The following is an 18,385-nucleotide window of genomic DNA, read 5'->3' as shown; positions in this document are numbered from 1 at the left end:
CGACTAAACTGCAGGCCGCCTACCTGAATAGGCGGGCCTCGAGACAAGGATCCGGCGTGACCGAAGACCTGTCTGCTTATTGGAGTCGTAATGCATAGAGCAAGGTATCAGGCTTTGGCACCGATGCGCCGTGATATCTAATGTCCCGAGGTGGCGGCCAGCCAGGCCTGCCTTTTGCGCTAGCGGCGGCTATTGAAGCGCAGCACCTGGGCGCTGACCAGGCTGTTGTCGCTGTCTGTCACTAGGGTCGCCAGAGGCTTGCCCACATGGTAACCCTGGGCGAAATCGATATTCAGCGACTGGACCTTGTCCAGAATCGCCGGGCTGTGAACATATTCAGCCACGGTCTGCATGCCTAGCCCGGCGGCAAATTGTTGGATGCCACGGGCCACGCTGTAAGCCACAGAATCTGTATCCAGGTGTTTGACCAGGGTTCCATCGATCTTGATGATGTCCACGTTGAGCCGCAGCAAATGCTCAAAATTTGAGTAGCCAGTGCCGAAGTCATCAATCGCGATGCGGCAGCCCAGCTCCTTGACGCGGTCAATGAATTGGCGAACGGCCGAGTAGTTTTCAATACCTTCTGATTCGAGAATCTCGAAAATCACCCTGGGTGCGATGCTGCTCTGCTCCAGGCTGTTGACAATAAAGGTCATAAGCTCAGGGTCGAGCAGGTCTTCGCAGGACAGGTTCAGGGAGAATTCATAGTCGTTGTCGGCGAAGCGGTTGAAGCATTGCTGCACCATGGTGCGGGTGATGTAGCGATATAGGCGGATTTTTTTAGCCACGGCGAGAAATTCCAGCGGACTAATTGCCTGGCCGTCCTCATCAATCATTCTGGCCAGACACTCGAACTTGTCGATACGGCCGGTTTTTAGATCCATGATCGGCTGGAAATAGGGCACGATGCGGCCCTCGTCCAGGGCTTTCTTCAGTCGGTTAGCCCAGACCAGGTTGTGCTCATAACTTTCGCGGGTCTTCTGGCCCGGATCATAGACCTGACAGCTGAGTTTGTTCCGCCGTGCTGACTTCAGTGCAATATTGGCCGATGTCAGCAGTTGACCGTCGGCCTGCTGCGACCCATCGGGTTGCAGGCTGGTGGCCACGCCCAGTGTCATGTTGAGCGGGATGCGATGCTCAATCCAGCTCACCGCCAGTGCGCCGAGTACATCCTGAAGCGCGCTGATCAGCTGCTCCAAACCCTGGGGGTTCTTGCTCTCGGGCAGCCAGATGGCCAGCTCGTCTGCCGGCATGCGGTACAGCCGGCCAGCCGACCCCGCAGGCAAGCTATCAAGAAATGTCTGTAATGCACTCGCCAGTTGGCCAATGACATGGTCGCCGCACTGGTGTCCGTAGAAGTCGTTGATCTCCTTGAACGAGTCGATATTGATCAAAACCAGGGTGCCGGAATTAGCCTTGCCCAGATCGACCAGCAATTTCTCGCGATTGGGCAGTTGCGTCAGGGTATCGGTATGCAGGATATGCACACGATTAAGCAGGTTGGCGACAAACAGCAAGATAATGCCCGACAGCCCCAGCGTAAGAGCGCTGACCAGCCAAACAATTTTCAGGTTGCTTTTGCGCATGGGCAGGAGCACAGCATCGATTTCCGCTTGAGGTACGCCGACGCCAAAGATCATCCCGGCCTGTGTGCGGCTGAAGAACAGCGCATGGTCCTCCTCGTTGATGTTCAGCGGCATGGTCTGCATCGGGGCTACCAGCAGGCGGCCGGAGATGATCGCCGATTGTGGCAAGGGGCCGGTCAGTTTGCTGTGCAACTGACTGTTGATGATGGCATCGATCTTTTGCTGGGCATCAGGCGCGTCGCTAGAGATCGCCAGGCTAGACAGATTGCGGTTTTCGCTATCGAGCAGAAAGGCGAACGCGCCGGGGGTTACCTCCACGCGGCTGACCAGGCGGATGATCTCGTCGGCACGCCAGTCGGTGGATGCCAGGCCGATCACTGCACCTTGCGAGTCGCGCATCACGGTGGTCAAGCTGATCACCACGTTGTCGATCAGTTCCTTGTAGTAGGCGGGTGTCCAATAGAAATGCGGCGTCGCGGGACGGCGGTTTTCCGACCTGGCCTCGGGCAATATGCGCCGGTACCAATCCTGCACATGATAAAGATTTTCCACTGGCTGGATGTGGATCTCGGCGTTGCTGCGGTAGCCGTAGGCTGAACGCTGTTGTTGCAGATTGTCGGCGTTACCGTACCAGATCTCTGCACCGTAGGCCTCTGGCATGTTGGCCAGGGCAGAGCGTAAACCATGTGCCAATTCTTCAGTAGCATTACCCTGGCCAGACCCGCGCCGAAGGATTTCTCCCACATGCGCCAGATTGGCGGTGTTTTGCTCCATCAACTGGTGGTGCGCATTGATACGGTTCAGGTTGGCGTAGAAGGTGTCGGCAATTTGCTGCTGGCGCAGCTCGCTCATGGCTGCCTGAGAAAATTTCAGATTCAGCGAAGACATTAACAAGATCGCGATGAAGAACACCCCGACGAGCACGCTGAGAACCAGCATGATCGAGAACTTCGTCCAGAAGTTTGCCGGTGTTTTCAGTTCCATTTGCCGTTGATTCCATCCTGGATGCGGGACCTGGCCGTTGCCAGCTGATCCTCACTCAACAACTTTTCCTGTCGTTCGATGCCGGCCTTGGCCTGGCTATTCCCATTGAGCAGCGCCAGGCTATACCAGACATAAGCCTCTTCCTGATCGGAGGTGTTGCTGGCGCTACTGGCATAGTCGTTGGCGAGCTTCAGCTGCGCTTCGGCAGAACCTTTGCGCGCTGCCTGGTTCAGCCAGTGGCGAGCCGTGTCGGGCTGTCGCTGTTCATACAAGGATGCGAGTGCCAGGTGGGCGGGCATATGCCCCTGACTGGCGGCCTGCTTCAGGTACTTGTCAGCCTGGCTGACGCTCTGGCTAACGCCAGCGCCGTCCTTGTAAGCCAGCCCGGTGTAATAGCTAGCTTCTGTCAGGCCTTGATTGGCCGCCTGGCGCATCAGTTGCAGTGCTTTGGTTTTGTCTACGGCGGTGCCCTGGCCAGCCTGGTAGAGTTGCCCGAGGACTAACTGCCCGGGCGCATGTTGCTGTCCGGCGGAGCGTCCGGCCCAGGCGAAAGCCGCCGGGAAATCACCGCGGGTGCGTTCCAGGCTGGCCATATGATGCTGGGCCTTGGCATCGCCACTATCGGCTATGGGCCGGCATGCGCTGTGAGCTTGGGTATAGTTCTTGATGGTGAAAAGCAGATAACAGTTGCTGTTCTGTCTACGGCTCACGGCTTCGTCCACTGCGGCGCTGAAGTCAGCAGCGATTGCCGGCGCAGGTTCAGACCTGACTTGCGCAGCGGCCGGGCTCTGCGCTACTGCCGATGGCGTGACTCTGGATTGTGTCACCCGGGCGGCAAAGTCCTGCACATCTTCCGGGCAAGACCTCAAGTAACCACGCTGCATGCGTTGCAGGTGATCCTGGGTAGCGTCACGCTTGGCATAGGTCTGGGCAATCCCACCGCAACGTTGGTCACGCTCCTGGGCGACCAGCGCCAACTGCTTCGCGCGCCGGTCATCAGCCGAATGCTCTTCAATATACAGGGTCAGGGGGTCGATGTAGGGTTGCGCGAACAGCTCGTCAACTTCCTGTTGCAACAGCGCTTGGTCGTTGCTGCCCACCAAGCCGCCAGCGAAGTCGGCGAGTCGGCGGCTTTGCGCGGCGATCATGTCACTGGACTGGGTAAAAAAAGCGCTGGAGCGTGACCAAAGCTGGTCCTTGTCAGGCATTCCTGCACAGCCACTTGAAATAACGGCAGCCAGTGTCAGCAAGGTGGCGGGTAGAAAGCGCATCAACTACTCCTAATACACCAATTGTTATGGGCAATTGATAGCGTGCCGGGGCAGGCCCTGCGGTGCTATGCCTGCCGACTTACCTTTGGCAAGCTAGCAAAACTTGCGGCGCCTGAGAAGAAAGAAATTGCAATTGGCCAGTATTCGTCTGTTTTGCCGTCAAAGTGCTTGCACTGATTAAAGGGTATCGGCTGGGGCCGGCTTTACCTTAGGTTTATTTCGGTGATCAATGCAGCGCTAGGCATGCCGATACAAGCGCCTTGAGCGTAGTCAACCCCCAGTGCTTTAACCTGCTCGTAGATGGCCGGGCTGTGGACGAATTCTGCCACCGTCTGCATGCCCAGCTCGCCGGCGAAACGAACGATACCGCGGGTCAGTGTCAGGGCGTCGGCATCGGTATCCAGTTGGCGTATCAGGCTGCCGTCAATCTTGATCATATCGACATTGAGCCGCAGCAAATGCTCGAAGTTGGAATAGCCGGTGCCAAAGTCGTCGATAGCGATGCGGCAACCCAGCGCTTTGACCTTGTCAATAAACAGCCGGACCTGCTGGTAATTTTCTATACCTTCGGATTCGAGAATCTCGAAGATCACCCGACTGGCCATATCATTGCGCTGCAAGCGTCGGATGATGTCCGAGCACAGTTCCGGGTCAAGCAAGTCCTCGCAGGACAGGTTTAATGAAAACTCGTATTGGTTGTCGGCAAAGCGGGCGAAGCACTGTTCGATCATGCAGCGGGTGATGTAGCGATACAGGCGGATTTTTTTAGCAACCGGCAGAAACTGCGCAGGGCTGATCGGCTGGCCGGCCTCGTCGATCATACGTACCAGACATTCGAATTTGAGAATGCGCCCGGTATGCACGTCAATGATAGGTTGGAAGAACGGCACTATGCGTCCTTCGTTCAGGGCTATTCTGAGCTTGTTGGCCCAGATCAGATTATGTTCGTAGCTTTCCCTGGCGCGGTGCACCGGGTCATAGATCAAGTAACTATTCTGCGTGAGTCGAGCCTGTTTCAGGGCGATGTTGGCACTGGGCAGCAACAGCTCGCCAGCGAGCTGGCTGCCATCCGGCAGTCGGGTGCTGGCCAGCCCCATGCTCACATGCAGCGATATGTTCTGGCCTTCCCAGTCAATCCCAAGCTCGCCTACAAAAGCCATAAGGCTGCTCAGTCTGGCCTGCAGCTCGGCAGCACTATGGTCGCCCGGGATCCAGATCGCCAGTTCATCGGCAGGCATCCGGTACAGACGACTGCTTGTACCCTTGGCGTGTAATTCAAGATAGCGCTGCAAGGCCTGGGCTAGCAGCCTAATAACGTGATCACCACACTGGTGGCCGTAGAAGTCGTTGAGTTCTTTGAAGTCGTCAATGTTTAGCAGTATCAGGCTGGCGGCACGGGTATCGCGCAGATCCACCAGCAAACGCTCGCGGTTGGGCAGGCCGGTCAGCGGGTCGGTATACAGCGTACGCAGTTGCCGTAACGTGATCGCCACCATATAGAGAATCATCGCGGACAGTATCAGCAGTATGCTGCCGATCAGCGCCACGATGCGCAGATTGCTAGTGCGCATGGGCGCCAGTACCGCATCTATTTCCTTTTGTGGCACGCCGATGCCAAAGACCATACCGGCTTGGGTGTTGGAAAAAAACAGTGCGTACGCCTCACCGTCGACACGCAACTCAAGCTGTTGCATGGGGCTAGCAGGTTGCAGGCTCATCGATATGCCGTCGGTTGGCGACAGCAGGGTTTGCAGTTGGCGGCTGGTAATGGCCTCGATCAGTCGCTGCGCGTGTTGCACGTTCTCCGCAAGCGCCAGGCTGGAGAGGTTGCGGTTCTGGTTGTCCAGCAGGAACGAAAAACTGCCCGGGGTCACCTTTACCCGACCGACCAGGCTGACTATTTCGTCAGCGCGCCAATCGGTAACCGCCAATCCCAGCGGCTGACCGTCGCCACTGCGCATCAGGGCGCTGAGGCTGACCACCACGTTGTCGATATGGGTCTGGTAGTAGGCGGAGGTCCAATGATAACGACGGATAGTTGGCTCTGCGCCGGACAGGTCCTGAAGGATCCTTCCGTACCAGTCTCGGCTAGGGAAGTCGGCATCGACTGTATCGGTGCTGATCTCGTCCGACTCCCGGTAGGCGCGCATACCGAATGCGGCTTGACCTAGGGCTCCGGGTTGATAGAGCAGCGTGCTGCCGTAGGCGTCGGGGAAGTCGGCGAGGATCTGTTTCAGGCTTAGACGCAGTTGCACGGCCGAGAAACGCCCTGGGCTGGGATACAGGCGCTGGTAGAGCTCGCCAAGACGAGCGAGGTCTTCAGTGTTTTGTTCCATCTGGTGATGGTGAGCATTGATCCGGTCGAGGTTGGCGCTGAAGGTGTCGGCAATCTGACGTTGACGCAAATCCGCCATGGCGCCTTGGGCAAAGTTCAAATTCAAGCTGGACATCAGCCACATACCCAAAATGAACAGCGCAACCAGGAGGCTCAGCGTCAGCATGATCGAACGCTGGATGCTCAGCATGCCTGAGGCTCTGATCTTGAAAAGATACATCCACGGCATGTGCAGCTTCCCGGTTCTGTCAGTGTTCCTACAATCGCATGCAGACTCATCGCGTTCCAGCGCATCGAACCGCCTAGCCAGCATAGCACCGCGTTGCCTGCGAAAGGATGAAATAAATTGGTAGCTGGAACGGAATTTGCGTAGCAGGTAGCTAACCGTGACATAGCGTCAATAATTTGATCTGGGAATTCTCGAGGCATGGCAGTCGACCGCGCAGAAATGATGAGTAACGTCCGCAGCAATCTGTCTGGGTTGCGGCATGGCGCATTGGGTGTGCCAATTCTGCTGTTGGTGATGCTGGGCATGATGATGCTGCCGGTACCACCCTTTCTGCTTGACGTGCTTTTTACCTTCAATATTGCCCTGTCGCTGGTGGTGCTGCTGGTCTGCGCCTACGCTCTGCGGCCACTGGACTTTGCCGTTTTCCCGACTATTTTGCTGGTCGCTACCCTGTTGCGTCTGGCGCTCAATGTCGCCTCCACTCGGGTGGTGTTGCTCTACGGCCATGAGGGTGGCGACGCTGCGGGCAAGGTGATCCAGGCCTTTGGTGAGGTAGTGATTGGCGGCAACTATGTGGTCGGTCTGGTGGTGTTTGCGATCCTGATGATCATCAACTTTGTGGTGGTTACCAAGGGTGCCGGGCGTATTTCCGAAGTGAGCGCGCGATTCACCCTGGACGCCATGCCCGGCAAGCAGATGGCCATTGACGCCGATCTGAATGCCGGTCTGATCGACCAGGAACAGGCCAAGCTGCGCCGTACCGAAGTCGCCCAGGAGGCTGATTTCTACGGCTCCATGGACGGCGCCAGCAAGTTCGTACGTGGTGACGCGGTCGCTGGCTTGCTGATTCTGTTTATCAATATTATCGGTGGCCTGGCCATTGGCATGGCGCAACACGGGCTGAGCTTTGGCGATGCCGGGCGCATCTATGTCTTGCTGACTATTGGTGACGGTCTGGTCGCGCAGATTCCTTCACTGCTGCTGTCTACTGCGGCAGCCATTATGGTGACCCGGGTCTCCACCTCCGAAGACATGGGCTCACAGGTTAACCGGCAGATGTTCGCGTCGCCCAAGGCGCTGGCGATTGCTGCGGCCATCATGATTGTGATGGGTCTGATTCGCGGTATGCCGCACTTTTCCTTTCTGAGTCTTGGTTTTCTCGCAGCCGCTGCCGCTTACTACATCGCCAACCGTCAGCGCCTTAAGCAAAACGCTGAACAGGAAGTTGAGCGCAAGGCCAGCGAAGTGCCTGCTGCGCCGCGCCCGGAAACGCGCGAACTGGGCTGGGATGATGTGACGCCGGTGGATATGGTCGGCCTGGAAGTGGGCTACCGGCTGATACCACTGGTGGATCGCAATCAGGGCGGGCAGTTGCTTGCGCGAATCAAGGGTGTGCGCAAGAAGCTCTCCCAGGATATGGGTTTTCTCATGCCCTCGGTGCATATCAGGGATAACCTGGATCTGGCGCCCAACGCCTATCGTGTCACCTTGATGGGGGTTGGCGTGGCCGAGGCCGAGGTCTACCCCGAGCGTGAATTGGCGATCAACCCAGGGCAGGTGTTTGGCGAGATCAAGGGTATCGCCGGCAAGGATCCGGCCTTCGGTCTGGACGCCATCTGGATCGAGCCGATGCAGAAGGATCAGGCGCAGTCGCTCGGTTATACCGTGGTCGATGCCAGCACCGTGGTTGCGACCCATTTGAACCAGATACTCAATAAGCATGCGCATGAGCTGATTGGTCACGAGGAGGTCCAGCAACTGCTGCAGGTGCTGGCCAAGGCCTCACCGAAGCTGGCCGAAGAGCTGGTGCCAGGGATTATTTCCCTCTCTGGGTTGCTCAAGGTATTACAGGGCTTGCTCCAGGAACAGGTGCCGGTGCGGGATATCCGTACCATTGCCGAGGCGATCGCCAATCAGCCGGGCAAGAGTCAAGATCCTGGCGCGTTGATCTCGGTCGTGCGGGTTTCCTTGTCGCGCTCAATCGTGCAAAGCATTGTGGGGCTTGACTCTGAGCTGCCTGTGATCACCTTGGAACCAAGGTTGGAACAGATGTTGCTACAGAGTTTGCAGAAGGCCGGGCAGGGTGGTGATGACGGCATCATGCTTGAGCCGGGCATGGCAGAGAAACTTCAGCGCTCACTGGCCGATGCGGTCCAGCGCCAGGAGGTTCAGGGCAAGCCGGCGATATTGCTGGTGGCGGGTCCGGTCCGCGGCATGATGGCCAAGTTTGTCCGCTACGCGGCGCCTGGTGCCCATGTGTTGTCCTACCAGGAAATACCGGACAGCAAGCAGGTCACCATCGTTGCCACGGTGGGTCAAAGCTAGAAGGCGCGGAGTTAGAACGTACGCAAGGTAGCTGCTGCTGCCGGGTCAGTTAAACGAATGCAAAGGGTGGGTCAGCCATGAAAGTAAAACGTTTCTTTGCCGCAGACATGCGTCAGGCGATGAAGCTGGTACGCGACGAGCTCGGTGCCGACGCGTCCATCATTGCCAATCGACGTGTGGTTGGCGGTGTGGAGCTGACCGCTGCACTGGACTATGAGGCGCCGCGCCTGACCCCACCGACTCCGGGCCTGAGCCAGGAACTGAAAAAAACCCAAGAACGTATCGTCACGGCGCGGGCCCAGCTCGAAGCCGGTGAGCGCAGCAGTGCGGGTCCTAGCGTCAACCGTCAGTTGTTTGGCGAAGCCATGCAGCAGGCGGCTCAGCAGGGATCGCCGGTAGCGCGTGATTTGCTCGACCGCTTGAATAGCGAGGTAGCGCAGCCCGCCACGCTGGCGGCGAGCGAGAAAGCTGCTCCCCGAGCTATCGCGTCCGAGGCCGAGTCAGGTTCCGGCCTGAATGCCATGCGCGCAGAAATTGCCGGGCTACGGGAAATGCTCGAAGCGCAATTGGGTAATATGGCTTGGGGTCAGATCAATCAACAACAGCCGCGCCAGGCCAGCCTGTGGCGGCGCCTAACTCAATTGGGCCTACCCGCGGAGCTGAGCCAGAGTCTGCTGCGCCTGGTTGCCGACGAACCCAATACCCGTCAAGCCTGGCGTATGCTGTTGGCGCATTTGTCCCACAGCATCCCGGTTATGCGCGACGAATTGATCGAAGCCGGTGGGGTAGTGGCTCTGGTCGGCCCGACCGGTGCGGGCAAGACCACCACGCTGGGTAAGCTGGCGGCGCGCTATGTACTCAAGCATGGTAGCCAGCATGTAGCGCTGGTAACCATGGATACCTACCGTATCGGCGCACATGAGCAACTGCGTACGCTGGGTCGTATTCTGAATGTGCCGGTGCGCGTGGTGGACGAACAAAATGGCTTGGCCGATGTGCTCAAGGAGTTCTCCGGCAAGCGTCTAGTATTGCTCGATACAGCCGGTTTGCAGGCGCAGGATCCGCATTTGCAGGGCCAACTGAGCCAGTTGGCAGCGCTGGGTAGCCAGGTCAGTACCTTGCTGGTATTGGCGGCAACCAGCCAGTATCAGGTGCTCAAAGCGGCCTACCATACCTACAAGGTGTGCGGGTTAGAGGGCTGTGTCATTACCAAGGTAGACGAGTCAGCCACCCTCGGTGAAGTATTGGGTCTGGCTATGCAACAGGGTTTACCGGTAGCCTATCTGGCAGATGGCCAGCGCATTCCGGACGACATCGCCCGCGCCGTGGGCCATCAACTGGTTAGCCGGGCGGTCAGCCTGGCCGGTAACGAAAGCCCGCCTGATCAGGCCATGGCTGACGTGTTTGCCGGTATACTGCACAACCAGCGCGCCGGTTAACGGACGTTCAACAGTTTTATTGCTAACAAGGTAATCCACGCAGATGGGCAGCAAACATCCGGTTCAGGTGATCGCAGTCACTGGCGGCAAGGGCGGTATCGGCAAAACCAACGTCTCGGTCAACCTGGGCATGGCCCTGGCAGACATGGGGCGGCGCGTGGTGCTGCTTGATGCCGACCTTGGTCTAGCCAATGTTGATGTATTGCTTGGCCTCAGGCCCAAGGCCACGCTGGCGGATGTGCTCGAAGGAACCTGCGAATTGCGCGATGTTCTGCTCACCGGCCCTGGTGGCATGCGCATTGTGCCTGCCGCCTCGGGCGCCGCGACCATGGTCAATCTAAATCCCCAGCAACACGCGGGCCTGATACAGGCGTTCAGCGATATTGGTGACAGCATTGACGTGCTGATTGTCGATACGGCGGCGGGGATTGGCGATTCGGTGGTCAGCTTCGTTCGCGCTGCCCAGGAGGTTCTGGTGGTGGTCTGTGATGAGCCGACCTCGATCACTGACGCTTATGCCTTGATCAAACTGCTCAACCGCGATCACGGCATGACCCGCTTCCGCGTTTTGGCCAATATGGTTCATACGCCACAGGAAGGCCGAACGGTTTTTGCTAAGCTGACCAAGGTAACTGATCGATTCCTCGATGTTGCGCTGCAGTATGTTGGTGCTGTGCCTTATGATGAAAATGTTCGCAAGGCAGTGCAAAAGCAGCGCGCCATCTATGATGTGTTTCCGCGCAGCAAGGCCTCTATCGCCATTCGAGGCATTGCGCAAAAAGTCGATGCCTGGCCGCTACCGGCCAACCCACGGGGGCATCTTGAATTTTTCGTCGAGCGCCTGGTGCAGCAGACGGGTTCAGGCCTATGACCCAAACGGCTGGTGGATTGAGCATGTATACACGCGCACAGTGTTCCGCTAACAATCAAGATCAATTGGTCTCCCAGCACGCCCCGCTGGTTAAACGTATCGCTTACCATATGCTTGCCCGTCTACCCTCCAGTGTTCAGGTTGATGATCTTATCCAGGCGGGGATGATCGGCCTGCTCGAAGCCTCGCGCAAATTTGAAAGCGGCAAAGGTGCCAGCTTCGAGACGTATGCCGGCATCCGCATACGCGGTGCCATGCTTGACGAAGTGCGTAAGGGTGACTGGGCACCGCGTTCGGTACATCGCAATACGCGCATGGTCAGTGACGCCGTGCGTACAGTAGAGTCGCGCCTGGGGCGGGACGCCAAGGACCATGAAATTGCCGCCGAGTTGGAGATGAGTCTGGATGAGTACTACGCCATTCTTAACGATACGTCGGGGAGTAAGCTGTTCAGCTTTGACGAGTTGATTGAGAGCGGTACCCGGGCCGACGCGCACAGTGATGAAGAGCCATTGGGCGGTTTGCAGGATCAGCGTTTTCGCGCTGCGTTGGTCGAGGCAATCGAAGGATTGCCAGAACGTGAACGCTTATTGCTGTCGCTGTATTACGATGAAGAGCTGAACTTGAAAGAAATTGGCGCAGTACTCGGCGTCAGCGAGTCCCGCGTCAGTCAGTTGCACAGCCAGTGCGCGGCGCGATTGCGCGCACGGCTCAGCGGATGGCGAAACGATTGATTTTGTTCGTGGTATCCGGACAATGCCCTGGGTTTATTAAAACAGTGTTTATTAGGGCCGTGTTCAGTAGGGCAGCGCTTAGTAGGACAGCGCTTAGTAGGGCAGTATTCAGTAAAAGGTGTTCAGTAGCGTAAGTCCAGCAAGATGAGTAGGAGTGGCAGCGAACGCAGCGCCGAACGGCGACTGCGGGTACACTGGCCGCAAATAAGTTAAACAGGCTTTTTGGCCAGTAGCTTAACGGGGTGTGACAGTGCACTCTTCCTGGTTTGTACGGAGGTCGACTTGGACAAGAATATGAAAATTCTCATCGTTGATGATTTTTCAACGATGAGGCGCATCATCAAGAATCTATTGCGCGACCTGGGGTTCACCAATACCGCAGAAGCCGATGATGGGACCTCGGCATTGCCAATGCTGCAAAGTGGCAGCTTCGATTTCCTCGTCACCGACTGGAACATGCCGGGCATGAGCGGCATTGATCTGCTGCGAGCGGTGCGCGCTGATGAGCGATTGAAGCATTTGCCGGTACTGATGGTAACGGCCGAAGCCAAGCGCGATCAGATCATCGAAGCCGCCCAGGCCGGTGTTAACGGTTACGTGGTCAAGCCTTTTACCGCTCAAGCGTTGAAAGAAAAGATCGAGAAGATCTTCGAGCGGGTTCAGGCCAAATAATAATTATCCGGGGTACAGGTTATGGCATTAAGTAAGGATCCCGGCCAGGCGACCGCTCAGGAATTTGAACATTCCCTTAAGGATAATGCGCGGCAACTGGTCGACTACCTGGAGCAAGGCCAGTATGGCGAAGCCATCCTGGTGATACATGCGATCAATCAGGCCCGCGACCGGGGCCTGTATTACGAAGTGGGGCAACTGACCCGCGCACTGCACAATTCCATCGTCAACTTTCAGGTCGATACCTCTCACGCGCTGGGTGAAGGCACTGAAGTCTCGACCATTTCGGATGCGTCCGACCGCCTTGATTACGTGGTGAAGCTGACCGACAAGGCCGCCAACCGGACTATGGATCTGGTCGAAAGCAGCGCACCGATTATCAGTAGCTTAGGTCAGCAAGCCAGTGCTCTGCGGGCCGATTGGCAACGCTTGCAGCGCCGTGAAATGGAAGCTGGGGAGTTTCGCGAGCTGTACAAGCGAATGGGCGAGTTCCTTGCCCAGACCGAGGACTCCAGTGCTCAGGTCAGTGCGCATCTGAATGACATTCTTATTGCCCAGGATTATCAGGATCTCACCGGCCAGGTGATCAAGCGTGTGACTGCCCTGGTGCATGACGTGGAAGAAAGCTTGGTTAATCTGGTCCGTATGGCGGGTCAGGTTGATCGCATTGCCGGCATCAACCACGCTCAATCTGAGCTGGAAACAAAAAAAGTCTCTCCCAGGGGTGAAGGTCCGCAGATTCATGCCGATAAAAGAGAAGACGTTGTATCCGGACAGGATGAAGTCGATGATCTTCTCTCCAGTCTGGGCTTCTAACTACAAGCACGCCCGGGAGTGGATGCATGAGTTTTGATGCGGATGAGGAAATTCTTCAGGATTTTCTGGTGGAAGCCGGAGAAATCCTTGAGCTGTTGTCAGAGCAACTGGTCGATCTGGAGAACCGCCCTGATGACACCAATCTGCTCAATGCCATCTTTCGCGGCTTTCATACGGTCAAGGGCGGCGCTGGCTTTCTGCAGCTTGATGCACTGGTAGGCTGCTGCCATATCGCGGAAAACGTCTTTGATATTCTGCGCAAGGGCGAGCGTCAGGTCGATTCAGAGCTGATGGACGTGGTGCTGCAGGCGCTCGACAGCGTTAACGAGATGTTCAGCCAGGTGCGCGAAGGGGAATCTCCCCAGCCGGCCGACCCGGAGCTGCTGGAAGCTCTCGCTCGTCTGGCGGTACCTGCATCCGCCGCAGCGGTTACTGCGAGCTCCTCTGCCGCGCCAGCAGTTGATTCCGATAGCTCGGCCGATGTTACCGACGATGAGTTCGAGCAATTGCTCGAAGCCCTGCATGGCCCTGCTGCGGTTGCTAGTGAAGAGGCTGTGCCGGTGATGGCTGCTGCCCCAGCGTCAGAGGCCGGTGATGAAATCACTGATGACGAATTTGAAGCCCTGCTAGATCAGTTGCATGGCGGCGGTCAGGCGTCTATCCCAGCCGCTGTGGTTGCCAGCCCGGCTGCCAGCCCAGTGGGTAACGGTGATGAGATCAACGATGACGAATTCGAAGCCCTGTTGGACGAGCTACATGGCAAAGGCGCTGCGCCAGGCACAATAGAGCCACCAGCCGCGCTTGCCGCTCAGGCACCTAGCCCAGGTGTAGATGAGCCTGAGCATATTACCGACGATGAATTTGAGGCGTTGCTGGATCAGTTGCATGGCAGTGGTCATGCGCCAGGCAAGCTGGATGCTCCAGCGGCTGCCCCGGCAAGCGCGCCAGTAGCAAAAGTTGCCGCCGCCGTTAAACCGGTAGCCAAGGCGTCGCCGCCAGCGGCGAAATCGGCTGCTGCAGTCGCAGCCGAGCCAGTCAAGGATAAACAGCCGGCATTGGACAGCCCTGCCGCAGAGACCAGCGTGCGGGTCGATACCGCGCGCCTTGACGAGATCATGAATATGGTCGGCGAGCTGGTGTTGGTGCGCAACCGTCTGGTGCGCCTGGGCTTGAGCAGTGGTGATGAAGAGTTGAACAAGGCGGTCGGCAACCTGGATGTGGTGACCGCTGACCTGCAGTCTTCGGTGATGAAAACGCGCATGCAGCCGATCAAGAAAGTCTTCGGCCGCTTCCCACGGGTGGTCCGCGACCTGGCGCGCAACCTGAAAAAAGAAATCAACCTCGAGCTGGTCGGTGAAGAAACCGATCTGGACAAGAACCTGGTCGAGGCCCTGGCTGATCCGTTGGTGCATTTGGTGCGCAATTCGGTAGACCACGGCATTGAGCTGCCCCATGAGCGTGAAGCGGCGGGCAAGTCACGCACCGGCAAGGTGGTACTCGCCGCCGAGCAGGAAGGCGACCACATTCTGCTGACGATTACCGATGACGGCCGTGGTATGGATGCGGAAGTACTGCGCGCCAAGGCGGTTGAAAAAGGCATGATGGAAAAAGACGCTGCAGATCGGCTGAGCGAAAGCGAATGCTTCGATCTGATCCTCGAGCCGGGTTTTTCCACCAAAACAGAAATATCCGACGTGTCCGGCCGTGGTGTCGGCATGGACGTGGTCAAGACCAAGATTTCCCAGCTCAATGGCACTATCGCTATCCAGTCGACCAAGGGCCAGGGCAGTCGTATTGTTATCAAAGTGCCGTTGACGCTGGCGATCATGCCGACGCTGATGGTCATGCTCGCTAATCAGGCCTTTGCGCTGCCCCTGGTCAGCGTCAATGAGATATACAGTCTCGATCTGTCTCGTACCAACGTGGTGGATGGCCAGGAAGTCATCATCGTCAGGGAAAAGGCTTTGCCGCTGTTTTTCCTCAAGCGCTGGTTGATGCCGGGTGTGGAAGATACCAGTGACCGCTCTGCCTCCAGTGTGGTGATTGTCTCGGTGGGTACCCAGCGGGTCGGTTTTGTGGTCGACCAACTGGTCGGTCAGGAAGAGGTGGTGATCAAGCCGCTGGGCCGTATGTTGCAGGGCACTGCGGGCATGTCGGGCGCGACTATTACCGGCGACGGTCGTATTGCCCTGATTCTGGATATTCCCAGCCTGCTCAAGCGCTATGCGCGTCGCGGCTAGTCGAGCTGGTATCAGTATTATTGCAAGGATGGTTATCAGGATGGGCCGCCATACGGCGGGTGATCCGGGCAGGTTTCAGGAGAGTGTATGGCGGTCAAGGTTCTGGTGGTGGATGACTCGGGTTTCTTTCGCCGCCGGGTAACGGAGATCCTTGCCGGAGATCCGCAAATCCAGGTAGTCGGTACGGCCTCCAATGGCCGCGAAGCGGTGGATCAAACGCTGGCATTGCATCCGGATGTGATCACCATGGATTACGAGATGCCGGTGATGGATGGCATCACCGCCGTGCGCGAGATCATGCAGCGCTGTCCTACTGCAGTCTTGATGTTTTCCTCACTGACCTATGAAGGCGCGCGGGTCAGCCTGGATGCGCTGGACGCCGGTGCGGCAGATTATCTGCCGAAGAATTTCGAAGACATTTCACGTAACCCGGACAAAGTTCGGCAACTGCTGTGTGAGCGAGTACATACACTGGCGCGTACCAATCGGCGTTCGCTCGGGCTGGGGCTAGCCAGTGCAGCACCAGCGCCCAGCGGGGCACCGGCAAGCACCCGACCAGCCTTGCGTCCCAGCCAGCCAACACCCGCTGCACGGCCGGTTGCGCCGCGCAGTAACAGCCCCGCGCCACGCAAAAAACAGTATCAACTGGTCGCCATCGGCACGTCGACCGGGGGGCCTGTCGCCCTGCAAAAGGTGCTGACCCAGTTACCCGCCAACTTCCCGGCACCGTTGCTGCTGATCCAGCATATGCCGGCCGCGTTCACCAAGGCCTTTGCCGAGCGTTTGGACAAGCTGTGCAAGATTCGTGTTAAAGAGGCCGAAGACGGCGACACACTCAAGCCCGGTATGGCCTTGTTGGCACCGGGCGGTAAGCAAATGATGCTCGATGGTCGCGGTATTGTGCGCATTTTGCCTGGCGACGAGCGGCTGAATTTCAAGCCCTGTGTGGATGTGACTTTTGGCTCGGCTGCCAAAGCGTTTCGGGACAAGGTGCTCGGGGTGGTGTTGACCGGTATGGGTTCGGATGGCCGCGAAGGCGCGCGCATGCTGAAGACCGCCGGCAGCGATATCTGGGCGCAGGACGAGGCCAGCTGCGTGATCTATGGCATGCCCATGGCCATTGCCAAAGCTAATCTGGCCGACGGCATTTACAGCCTGGATGATATTGGCCGCTATCTGGCAGAGCTTAGCTGATGGATATCCTCAGCATCATCGGCATTATCCTTGCCTTTGTGGCTGTTCTGGGTGGCAATTATCTTGAGGGCGGGCACGCCACAGCCCTGCTCAATGGCCCGGCAGCCTTGATTGTGTTTGGCGGAACCCTGGGGGCGGCCTTTATCCAGACGCCCCTGAAAGTCTTCAAGCGGGCCTTGGTTATCGCCCGCTGGATTATCTTCCCGCCGAGCAATCGGCTGCAGGAAGGGATCAATCAAGTCATCAGCTGGAGCACCATAGCGCGCAAGGAAGGCCTGCTGGGCTTGGAACAAATTGCCGAAATGGAGTCCGATTTCTTCGCCCGCAAAGGCTTGCAGTTGCTGGTCGACGGTAGTGAGCCGGAAGCCCTGCGGAGCATTCTCGAGGTCGATCTGCTGACCCGCGAAAGCCACGATCTGATGGCCGCCAAGGTCTATGAGAGTATGGGCGGCTATTCGCCGACCATTGGTATCATCGGCGCGGTGATGGGCCTGATTCATGTTATGGGTAATCTGGCTGACCCCTCAATGCTGGGTACCGGTATTGCCGTGGCGTTTGTCGCGACCATCTACGGTGTGGCATTGGCTAACTTGTTTCTACTGCCAATCGCGAACAAGCTCAAGGCTGTGGTTCTCGAGCAATCACGCTACCGTGAAATGCTATTGGAAGGTTTACTGTCCATCGCCGAAGGGGAAAACCCGCGGTCCATTGAAATGAAGCTCGAGGGCTTCCTGGGCTAACAGGGGGGCAGGGCATGCGTCGTCGTCGACAGGAAGAGCACGAGAATCACGAGCGCTGGCTGGTCTCCTACGCGGACTTCATTACCCTGCTTTTTGCCTTTTTTGTCGTCATGTATTCCATCTCGTCGGTCAATGAGGGCAAATACAAAGTGCTCTCAGACACGCTGGTGGGCGCGTTCAATCAGCCCCAGCGCTCCATGGACCCCATTCAGATTGGCCAGGAAATACCCCGTGGCCTGAATCGCAGCGAAGCCGTTGGCACGGTTGGTGGTGACGGCGAAGGGGCTCCTGCTGACGCCCTGCAGGATATTACCGCAGCCATGCAGACCGCGTTTGGCGAGCTGATTTCTGCAGGCGATCTGGAAGTGCGCGGCAATGAGTTATGGATTGAAATCGAGCTTAATTCCAGCTTGCTGTTCCCCAGCGGCGATGCCTTGCCGTTGGATGCCGGCTTTGACCTGATTGCGCGCATCGCCACGATTTTGGCGCCGTACCAGAATCCGATTCATGTCGAAGGCTTCACTGACAATATTCCGATTAACTCCAGGCTCTACCCGACCAACTGGGAACTGTCGGCGGCGCGGGCCGCCAGCGTAGTGCGCATGCTGGGCATTGGCGGGGTCGGTCCAGAGCGGATGGCGGCGGTCGGTTATGGCGAGTTTCGTCCGGTTGCGGACAATACGACTGCGGCGGGGCGGCGGGCTAATCGGCGTGTGGTACTGTTGATTTCACGTCACCTGGATACCCGCCACGAGGCTTTTCGTAGTGGCCAGGGTGAGGCCGTAGATACTATGCGCGAAGCGCGCAACGGGGCGGGCACGGCTCCTGCGGTATCTGGCACGGCTCCTGCAATGTAAGTTGTTCAGTCGTCACCTGATGCTCGTGGCGTCATTTTGTTGTCGTTGGAGGGGTGGGCCGCACGCGCCGCGTCGGTAGCATCCTCCCGGAG

General features: G+C 57.7%; 13 protein-coding genes. 10 read left to right on the top strand and 3 right to left on the bottom strand.

The window, feature by feature from the left end:
- Positions 1-179: 179 nt before the first annotated feature.
- The 3 genes from K787_RS23385 to K787_RS0115940 form a co-directional block, all read right to left on the bottom strand.
- On the bottom strand, positions 180-2,570 hold the full coding sequence (locus K787_RS23385; protein WP_022963813.1) for an EAL domain-containing protein: 2,391 nt from the start codon (positions 2,568-2,570) through the stop codon (positions 180-182).
- On the bottom strand, positions 2,561-3,841 hold the full coding sequence (locus tag K787_RS0115945; RefSeq protein ID WP_022963812.1) for a tetratricopeptide repeat protein: 1,281 nt from the start codon (positions 3,839-3,841) through the stop codon (positions 2,561-2,563). The genes K787_RS23385 and K787_RS0115945 overlap by 10 nt, the downstream gene beginning before the upstream one ends.
- Positions 3,842-4,044: 203 nt before the next feature.
- Entirely contained in the window at positions 4,045-6,405 is a 2,361-nt protein-coding gene (locus K787_RS0115940; RefSeq protein WP_022963811.1) for an EAL domain-containing protein, read from the bottom strand.
- A 198-nt stretch (positions 6,406-6,603) separates the two neighbouring features.
- On the opposite strand from K787_RS0115940, the gene flhA reads away from it, so the two are divergent.
- The 10 genes from flhA (at position 6,604) to motD (ending at position 18,293) form a co-directional block, all read left to right on the top strand.
- Entirely contained in the window at positions 6,604-8,730 is a 2,127-nt protein-coding gene (gene flhA / locus K787_RS0115935; RefSeq protein ID WP_022963810.1) for a flagellar biosynthesis protein FlhA, read from the top strand.
- Positions 8,731-8,807: 77 nt separating this feature from the next.
- Positions 8,808-10,169, top strand: coding sequence for a flagellar biosynthesis GTPase FlhF (flhF, locus tag K787_RS0115930; protein ID WP_022963809.1), 1,362 nt, complete (start codon positions 8,808-8,810; stop codon positions 10,167-10,169).
- 43 nt (positions 10,170-10,212) lie between these two features.
- Positions 10,213-11,040 (top strand): flagellar synthesis regulator FleN, encoded by an 828-nt coding sequence (gene fleN, locus K787_RS0115925; protein ID WP_022963808.1) that lies wholly within the window; start codon positions 10,213-10,215, stop codon positions 11,038-11,040.
- The gene (locus K787_RS0115920; RefSeq protein WP_028615004.1) at positions 11,037-11,774 is read left to right on the top strand and encodes an RNA polymerase sigma factor FliA; all 738 of its coding nucleotides are present in this window, start codon (positions 11,037-11,039) and stop codon (positions 11,772-11,774) included. The genes fleN and K787_RS0115920 overlap by 4 nt, the downstream gene beginning before the upstream one ends.
- Before the next feature lie 294 nt (positions 11,775-12,068).
- Positions 12,069-12,446 carry a chemotaxis response regulator CheY gene (locus tag K787_RS0115915; protein ID WP_201765121.1) on the top strand — a complete coding sequence of 126 codons (378 nt, stop codon included), beginning with the start codon at positions 12,069-12,071 and terminating at the stop codon, positions 12,444-12,446.
- 21 nt (positions 12,447-12,467) lie between these two features.
- Entirely contained in the window at positions 12,468-13,262 is a 795-nt protein-coding gene (locus K787_RS0115910; RefSeq protein ID WP_022963805.1) for a protein phosphatase CheZ, read from the top strand.
- 26 nt (positions 13,263-13,288) lie between these two features.
- A complete protein-coding gene (locus K787_RS0115905; RefSeq protein WP_022963804.1) occupies positions 13,289-15,502 on the top strand; it encodes a chemotaxis protein CheA in 2,214 nt (737 codons plus the stop codon).
- A gap of 87 nt (positions 15,503-15,589) precedes the next feature.
- Positions 15,590-16,696 carry a protein-glutamate methylesterase/protein-glutamine glutaminase gene (locus tag K787_RS0115900; RefSeq protein ID WP_022963803.1) on the top strand — a complete coding sequence of 369 codons (1,107 nt, stop codon included), beginning with the start codon at positions 15,590-15,592 and terminating at the stop codon, positions 16,694-16,696.
- Positions 16,696-17,436, top strand: coding sequence for a flagellar motor protein (locus K787_RS0115895; RefSeq protein WP_022963802.1), 741 nt, complete (start codon positions 16,696-16,698; stop codon positions 17,434-17,436). The genes K787_RS0115900 and K787_RS0115895 overlap by 1 nt, the downstream gene beginning before the upstream one ends.
- A gap of 14 nt (positions 17,437-17,450) precedes the next feature.
- Positions 17,451-18,293 (top strand): flagellar motor protein MotD, encoded by an 843-nt coding sequence (motD, locus tag K787_RS0115890; protein WP_022963801.1) that lies wholly within the window; start codon positions 17,451-17,453, stop codon positions 18,291-18,293.
- Positions 18,294-18,385: the final 92 nt, after the last annotated feature.

The sequence above is a fragment of the Halopseudomonas pelagia CL-AP6 genome (genome assembly GCF_000410875.1).
Classification (GTDB): domain Bacteria; phylum Pseudomonadota; class Gammaproteobacteria; order Pseudomonadales; family Pseudomonadaceae; genus Halopseudomonas; species Halopseudomonas pelagia.
The sequence above is the reverse complement of the archived record's forward strand: the minus strand, read 5'-3'. Positions and strand labels throughout refer to the sequence as shown.

Bases quoted from the DNA above. Each gene is read 5' to 3' on its own strand.
- K787_RS23385 (WP_022963813.1), bottom strand. From the start codon at position 2,570: ATGGAACTGAAAACACCGGCAAACTTCTGGACGAAGTTCTCGATCATG.
- K787_RS0115945 (WP_022963812.1), bottom strand. From the start codon at position 3,841: ATGCGCTTTCTACCCGCCACCTTGCTGACACTGGCTGCCGTTATTTCA.
- K787_RS0115940 (WP_022963811.1), bottom strand. From the start codon at position 6,405: ATGCCGTGGATGTATCTTTTCAAGATCAGAGCCTCAGGCATGCTGAGC.
- flhA (WP_022963810.1), top strand. From the start codon at position 6,604: ATGGCAGTCGACCGCGCAGAAATGATGAGTAACGTCCGCAGCAATCTG.
- flhF (WP_022963809.1), top strand. From the start codon at position 8,808: ATGAAAGTAAAACGTTTCTTTGCCGCAGACATGCGTCAGGCGATGAAG.
- fleN (WP_022963808.1), top strand. From the start codon at position 10,213: ATGGGCAGCAAACATCCGGTTCAGGTGATCGCAGTCACTGGCGGCAAG.
- K787_RS0115920 (WP_028615004.1), top strand. From the start codon at position 11,037: ATGACCCAAACGGCTGGTGGATTGAGCATGTATACACGCGCACAGTGT.
- K787_RS0115915 (WP_201765121.1), top strand. From the start codon at position 12,069: ATGAAAATTCTCATCGTTGATGATTTTTCAACGATGAGGCGCATCATC.
- K787_RS0115910 (WP_022963805.1), top strand. From the start codon at position 12,468: ATGGCATTAAGTAAGGATCCCGGCCAGGCGACCGCTCAGGAATTTGAA.
- K787_RS0115905 (WP_022963804.1), top strand. From the start codon at position 13,289: ATGAGTTTTGATGCGGATGAGGAAATTCTTCAGGATTTTCTGGTGGAA.
- K787_RS0115900 (WP_022963803.1), top strand. From the start codon at position 15,590: ATGGCGGTCAAGGTTCTGGTGGTGGATGACTCGGGTTTCTTTCGCCGC.
- K787_RS0115895 (WP_022963802.1), top strand. From the start codon at position 16,696: ATGGATATCCTCAGCATCATCGGCATTATCCTTGCCTTTGTGGCTGTT.
- motD (WP_022963801.1), top strand. From the start codon at position 17,451: ATGCGTCGTCGTCGACAGGAAGAGCACGAGAATCACGAGCGCTGGCTG.